At 61.2% G+C, this 6,521-nt stretch carries 5 protein-coding genes; 2 read left to right on the forward strand and 3 right to left on the reverse strand.

The window, feature by feature from the left end:
* Positions 1-1,058 (forward strand): Ppx/GppA phosphatase family protein (locus tag GSM73_RS22550; protein WP_256677053.1); only part of this gene is annotated, 1,058 nt, incomplete at its 5' end.
* Positions 1,059-1,202: 144 nt separating this feature from the next.
* Here GSM73_RS22550 and ppk1 read toward each other — a convergent pair.
* Together ppk1 and hemB are read right to left on the reverse strand one after the other, a co-directional pair.
* Positions 1,203-3,425, reverse strand: coding sequence for a polyphosphate kinase 1 (gene ppk1, locus GSM73_RS22555; protein WP_047226102.1), 2,223 nt, complete (start codon positions 3,423-3,425; stop codon positions 1,203-1,205).
* Between the two features lie 17 nt (positions 3,426-3,442).
* The gene (hemB, locus tag GSM73_RS22560) at positions 3,443-4,456 is read right to left on the reverse strand and encodes a porphobilinogen synthase (RefSeq protein ID WP_160893864.1); all 1,014 of its coding nucleotides are present in this window, start codon (positions 4,454-4,456) and stop codon (positions 3,443-3,445) included.
* A 205-nt stretch (positions 4,457-4,661) separates the two neighbouring features.
* Between hemB and GSM73_RS22565 the strand changes: the two genes are divergently transcribed.
* Positions 4,662-5,285, forward strand: coding sequence for a DedA family protein (locus tag GSM73_RS22565; RefSeq protein WP_047226104.1), 624 nt, complete (start codon positions 4,662-4,664; stop codon positions 5,283-5,285).
* On the opposite strand, the gene GSM73_RS22570 is transcribed toward GSM73_RS22565, so the two are convergent.
* Positions 5,266-6,501 (reverse strand): sterol desaturase family protein, encoded by a 1,236-nt coding sequence (locus tag GSM73_RS22570; RefSeq protein WP_047226105.1) that lies wholly within the window; start codon positions 6,499-6,501, stop codon positions 5,266-5,268. The genes GSM73_RS22565 and GSM73_RS22570 overlap by 20 nt on opposite strands.
* Positions 6,502-6,521 lie beyond the last annotated feature (20 nt).

Here is a 6,521-nt window from a genome sequence, read left to right on the forward strand (position 1 = left end):
CCGAATTCATCATTGGCCAGCGCTTCGAGCCGCTGCTGCGCGAAAGCCTGCAAATGGGTTGCGTCAGCTACACCCAGCGTTATTTCCGCGACGGCAAGATCACCCCGGCGCGCTACGCCCAGGCCTATACGGCGGCTCGTCTGGAAATCATGAGCATCGAACATGCCCTGCACCGCCTGACCTGGGATGAAGCCATTGGCTCCTCGGGCACCATTCGTGCCATTGGCCTGGCCCTCAAGGCCGGCGGCCATGGCACTGGCGAGGTCAACGCTGAAGGCCTGGCCTGGCTCAAGCGCAGGCTGTTCAAGCTCGGCGACTCGGACAAAATCGATTTCGAAGGCATCAAGCCTGACCGCCGGGCGATTTTCCCGGCGGGCCTGGCGATCCTCGAAGCAATTTTCGACGCTCTGGAACTGCAACGCATGGACCACTGCGAGGGCGCCCTGCGCGAAGGCGTGCTCTATGACCTACTCGGGCGCCATCACCATGAAGACGTCCGTGAGCGCACCCTGGGCTCGCTCATGGAGCGTTACCACGTCGATCAGGAACAGGCCGCACGGGTCGAACGCAAAGCGCTGCACGCCTTCGACCAGGTGGCCGACGACTGGGATCTGAACGACGGGGTCTGGCGCGAATTGCTGGGCTGGGCCGCCAAGGTGCATGAGGTGGGCCTGGACATCGCCCACTATCACTACCACAAACACGGCGCCTACCTGATCGAGCATTCGGACCTGGCAGGCTTCTCCCGCGAAGACCAGCAGATGCTCGCGCTATTGGTGCGTGGCCACCGGCGCAATATTCCCAAGGATAAATTCGCCGAGTTCGGCAATGACGGCATCAAACTGATTCGTCTGTGCGTGCTGCTGCGCTTTGCGATCCTGTTCCACCACATCCGCGGCACCCAGCAGATGCCCCAGGTGGTCCTGCGCGCCGACGGAGCTCAACTGGATGTGCTGTTTCCCGAAGGCTGGCTGGAAGAGAACCAACTGACCCAGGCTGACTTCGCCCAGGAAGCCGAATGGCTTACCCGAGTCGGGATTGTGCTGAACATCCACTGATTGCTCACTGGAATGAGCTGCAATCCCTGTGGCGAGGGAGCTTGCTCCCGCTGGAGGGCGAAGCCCTCCCAAGAATTCAGGGCCGCTTTGCAGCCCAGCGGGAGCAAGCTCCCTCGCCACAAAAGCTAAGCCTGCCTCTACCTCTTAACGAACCGTTAGCAATGGGCTGCCCAAGCGCTCCAGCAATGTCGCCTGGGCGCTGCGGGCATTCTGGTTGCCGGTCGGCGTGTTGCGGATATAGCGACCGTCCGATTGCAGGCTCCAGCTGTGGGTGTTGTCGGTGAGGTAGCTTTCCAGCTCCTTCTTGACCCGCAGGATCAGCTTCTTGCCTTCCACCGGGAAGCAAGTCTCGACGCGCTTGTCGAGGTTGCGCTCCATCCAGTCGGCGCTGGACAGGAACATCTGCTCCTCCCCACCGTTGAGGAAGTAGAACACCCGGGTATGTTCCAGGAAGCGGCCGATGATCGAGCGTACATGGATGTTGTGGGAAACCCCCGGGATACCCGGCCGCAGGCAGCACATGCCGCGCACCACCAGGTCGATGCGCACGCCCGACTGGCTGGCCTTGTACAACGCGCGGATGATCTTCGGATCGGTCAGCGAGTTGAATTTGGCGATGATGTGCGCCGGCTTGCCGTCCAGGGCGAACTGCGTCTCCCGGGCAATCATGTCGAGCATGCCCTTCTTCAAGGTGAACGGCGCGTGCAGCAGTTTTTTCATGCGCAGGGTCTTGCCCATGCCGATCAACTGACTGAACAACTTGCCGACGTCTTCGCACAAGGCATCGTCGGAGGTCAGCAGACTGTAGTCGGTGTACAGACGGGCGTTGGCGGCGTGATAGTTGCCGGTGCCCAGGTGGGCGTAACGCACGATCTCGCCGGCCTCGCGCCGCAGGATCAGCATCATCTTGGCGTGGGTCTTGAAGCCGACCACACCATAAATCACCACCGCACCGGCCGCTTGCAGACGACTGGCCAGTTGCAGGTTGGACTCTTCATCAAAGCGCGCCCGCAATTCGATCACTGCCGTGACCTCTTTGCCGTTACGCGCCGCGTCCACCAAGGCGTCGACGATTTCCGAGTTGGCGCCGCTGCGATACAGGGTCTGGCGCACCGCCAATACGTGGGGATCCTTGGCCGCCTGGCGCAGCAGGTCGACCACGGGCGTGAACGACTCGAACGGGTGCAGCAGCAGAATGTCCTGCTTGCTGATCACGCTGAAAATGTTCTCGCTGTTTTGCAGCAACTTCGGGATCTGCGGCGTGAACGGCAAATATTGCAGTTCCGGATGGCTGTCCAGACCGGTGATACTGAACAGTCGGGTCAGGTTGACCGGACCGTTGACCTGATACAGCTCGGTCTCATGCAGGTTGAACTGCTTGAGCAGGTAGTCGGACAGGTGTTTGGGGCAAGTGTCGGCCACTTCCAGGCGCACCGCATCACCGTAGCGACGCGAGAACAGCTCGCCGCGCAGGGCGCGGGCCAGGTCTTCGACGTCTTCGGTGTCTACCGACAGGTCAGCGTTACGGGTCAGGCGGAACTGGTAGCAACCCTTCACCTTCATGCCCTGGAACAGGTCATCGGCGTGAGCGTGGATCATCGACGACAGGAACACATAATTGTCACCGGGGCCGCCGACGTCTTCCGGCACGCGGATGATGCGCGGCAACAAGCGTGGCGCGGGGATGATCGCCAGGCCGGAATCGCGACCGAAGGCGTCGATGCCTTCGAGCTCGACGATGAAGTTCAGGCTCTTGTTGACCAGCAGCGGGAACGGGTGCGTCGGGTCGAGGCCGATCGGGGTGATGATCGGGGCGATCTCGTCGCGGAAATAGCGGCGCACCCAAGTCTTGAGCTTGGTGGTCCAGTAGCGGCGACGAATGAAGCGAACCTGATGCTTTTCCAGCTCGGGCAACAGAATGTCATTGAGAATCGCGTACTGGCGGTCAACGTGGCCGTGGACCAGCTCGCTGATGCGGGCCAGAGCCTGGTGCGGCTGCAGGCCGTCGGCACCGGCCTGTTCACGGGCGAAGGTGATCTGCTTTTTCAGGCCGGCGACGCGAATCTCGAAGAACTCGTCCAGGTTGCTGGAAAAGATCAGCAGGAACTTGAGCCGCTCCAGCAGCGGGTAGGACTCGTCCAGCGCCTGCTCCAGCACGCGGATGTTGAACTGCAGTTGCGACAGCTCGCGATGGATGTACAGGCTGCTGTCATCCAGGTTGGGAATGACAATCGCAGGGGCCACGGGGGCCTCGGGCACCACCGGCGGCGTAGGCACGGCCTCATGCTCCGGCGGTGTTTCGGCGACCTGCTCGACCACGGGCTGAGCGTCTTTTACGGCAACTTCAGAGAGTCCTTCGGTATTCATCACAAGTTCCTGGGAGGCTATTTCTGCTCTCGTAACAATTGGGCGGCGCGCACAGCAAAGTAAGTCAGGATGCCATCAGCTCCTGCACGTTTGAAAGCGGTCAAGGACTCAAGGATCACTCCTTCGCCCAACCAGCCGTTCTGGATTGCCGCCATGTGCATGGCGTACTCGCCGCTGACCTGATAGACAAAGGTCGGTACTTTGAATTCGTCTTTGACCCGGCAAAGAATGTCGAGGTAAGGCATGCCCGGCTTGACCATGACCATATCAGCCCCTTCTGACAAGTCCGCCGCCACTTCGTGCAAGGCTTCCTCGCTGTTGGCCGGGTCCATCTGATAAGAGGCCTTGTTGGCCTTGCCCAGATTCAGCGCCGAGCCGACCGCATCACGGAACGGGCCGTAATAGGCGCTGGCGTACTTGGCCGAGTAGGCCATAATCCGCACATTGACATGACCGGCCACTTCAAGCGCCTCACGGATCGCCTGGATGCGACCGTCCATCATGTCCGACGGCGCCACCACCTGGGCACCGGCCTCGGCGTGAGACAACGCCTGCCTGACCAGTGCATCGACGGTAATGTCATTCTGCACATAGCCTTCTTCATCGAGAATGCCGTCCTGCCCATGCGTGGTGAACGGGTCCAGCGCCACGTCGGTGATCACGCCCAGTTCCGGGAAACGGGCACGCAGGGCACGGGTCGCGCGCTGGGCGATGCCATCGGGGTTCCAGGCTTCGGCGGCGTCCAGGGACTTGAGCCCGGCAGGCGTGACCGGGAACAGCGCCAGCGCCGGAATACCCAGCTCGACCCACTTGGCGGCTTCTTCAAGCAAAAGGTCGATGGTCAGGCGCTCTACCCCGGGCATCGATGCCACGGCCTCGCGACGGTTCTCACCGTCCAGCACGAACACCGGCAGGATCAGGTCATCAATGGTCAGCACGTTTTCACGCACCAGCCGACGAGAGAACTCATCACGGCGATTGCGACGCAGACGGGTAGCGGGGAACAGACGATTGGCGGGGGTAAAGCTCACGGCAGACTCCTGAGCCCGCGCTGACGGGCGAGCGTGACAGTTATAGACGGCCATTATGACGAACAGATGACAGATATGTGCACCTGCGTCCCGTCGTCGCAGTCATTGTCGTTGCAGGAAATGTTCACGTCGAGACACATCTCGATACTTTCCTGAATGTGTCCGAAGGGTTAGGCTGCGCGTTCATTTCGCCAGCACCCAGACAATGCTCCAGCAATTTCTCCATGACTTCGGCTACCTGGCCTTGTTTATCGGCACGTTCTTCGAAGGCGAAACCATCCTCGTGCTCGCAGGCTTCCTGGCGTTCCGTGGCTACATGGACATCAATCTGGTGGTGGTGGTGGCGTTCTGCGGCAGCTACGCGGGCGATCAGTTGTGGTACTTCATGGGGCGCAAGCACGGCCGCAGGCTACTGGCGCGAAAACCTCGCTGGCAGTTGATGGGCGATCGGGCGCTGGAGCACATTCGCCGGCATCCGGACATCTGGGTCCTGAGTTTTCGCTTCGTCTACGGCTTGCGCACAGTCATGCCGGTGGCCATCGGGCTGTCGGGCTATCCGCCGGGCCGCTATCTGTTGCTCAACGGTATCGGCGCGGCGATCTGGGCCACTGCCCTGGCCGCCGCCGCGTACCACTTCGGCGCGGTGCTCGAAGGCATGCTGGGCAGCATCAAGAAATATGAATTGTGGGTACTCGGTGCCCTGCTGGTGCTGGGGTTGTGCCTGTGGCTGCGTCGACGTATCAAGAATGCACGGCTGGCCAGGAAAGTCCTCGAAGCCGAACGGCTGGAGCAAGCCAGGACCCACGAGCCTACGACGCCAGCCGAGTGACCCGGCTGCGACAGCAATACAGCCCGATGCCACTGAGCAGGCTGTAGCTGAGCAACCCAACCCAGGCCACGGGGCTGGCCGGCCACAACCCCACCAGCGGCGCCAGCCACACCAGTGGTAAATTCAGGACCAGCCGCAACAGCTCCAGCCTCAGGGCCCACGGGCGATTCTCCAGGGCCACGCCCAACACAAACAAACCCAGCGCCACCGTGCCCCAACCCAACACCAGGGCAGCAACCGACAGGCTGTTCTCCAGGTTCATCAGGTAACTGCCCAGCGCAATGTAGGTACAGAACTGCAACGCCACGTACCACTGCTGGCGGCCGTCCAGCGGCACCTCGAATTTGCGGAACTGACTCAGGTCCGGCTTGTTCAGCGGGTACCGCGCCGCCACATCCGCCGGACGCCAACCGGTGGGCATAAACCAGATCCGTAGCTTGTCTCGCCAGCGCTCTGCCCGTCGCGCATCCGCCCACAATTGCGCATAGAACTGCAGGTTGGCCCACAACGGATTCCAGCTCGCCAGCGGCGTGGTCACGCCAAAAATCACCGGTTCGTTAGCGTCTTCTTCCTGAAAGGTGCGAAACAGACGGTCCCAAATAATGAACACCCCGCCGTAATTGCGATCCATGTAAAGAGGGTTCTGTGCATGGTGGGCGCGATGATTGGACGGCGTAACGAAACACCACTCCAGCCAGCCGAGCTTGGGGATGTGTTGGGTGTGGACCCAGAACTGATACAGCAGATTCAACGCCGCCACGCTGACGAACACCACCAGGGGCACGCCGGCCACCGCCAGCGGCAGGTAGAAAATCCAGCTCAACACAAACCCGGTGCTGGTCTGGCGCAACGCCGTGGAGAGGTTGTAGTCCTCGCTCTGATGATGGACCGAATGGGCCGCCCAGAGGATGTTGCGCTCATGGCCCATGCGGTGCAGCCAGTAATAACAGAAGTCGTAGAACACGAAGGCCAATACCCAGACCCAGGCCTGGTCGGCAGACAAGTGGATAACGGCCAGGTGTTCCAAGGCAAACGCGTAGGTCACCAACCCCACGCCCTTGGTCAGCAAACCGGTCGTGGTGGAGAGCACGCCGGTGCTCAGGCTGTTGATGGCGTCTGCCACGCGGTAATGGCTCACACCCCGCCAGCGGTCGGCCAGCAACTCGACGGCAATCAGCACAAAGAAAAACGGCACGGCATACAGAATGAAATTCATGACGCAACCCGAGCAGACAA

This window comes from Pseudomonas sp. PICF6, assembly GCF_009831705.1.
GTDB classification, from domain to species: Bacteria; Pseudomonadota; Gammaproteobacteria; order Pseudomonadales; family Pseudomonadaceae; genus Aquipseudomonas; species Aquipseudomonas rhizophila.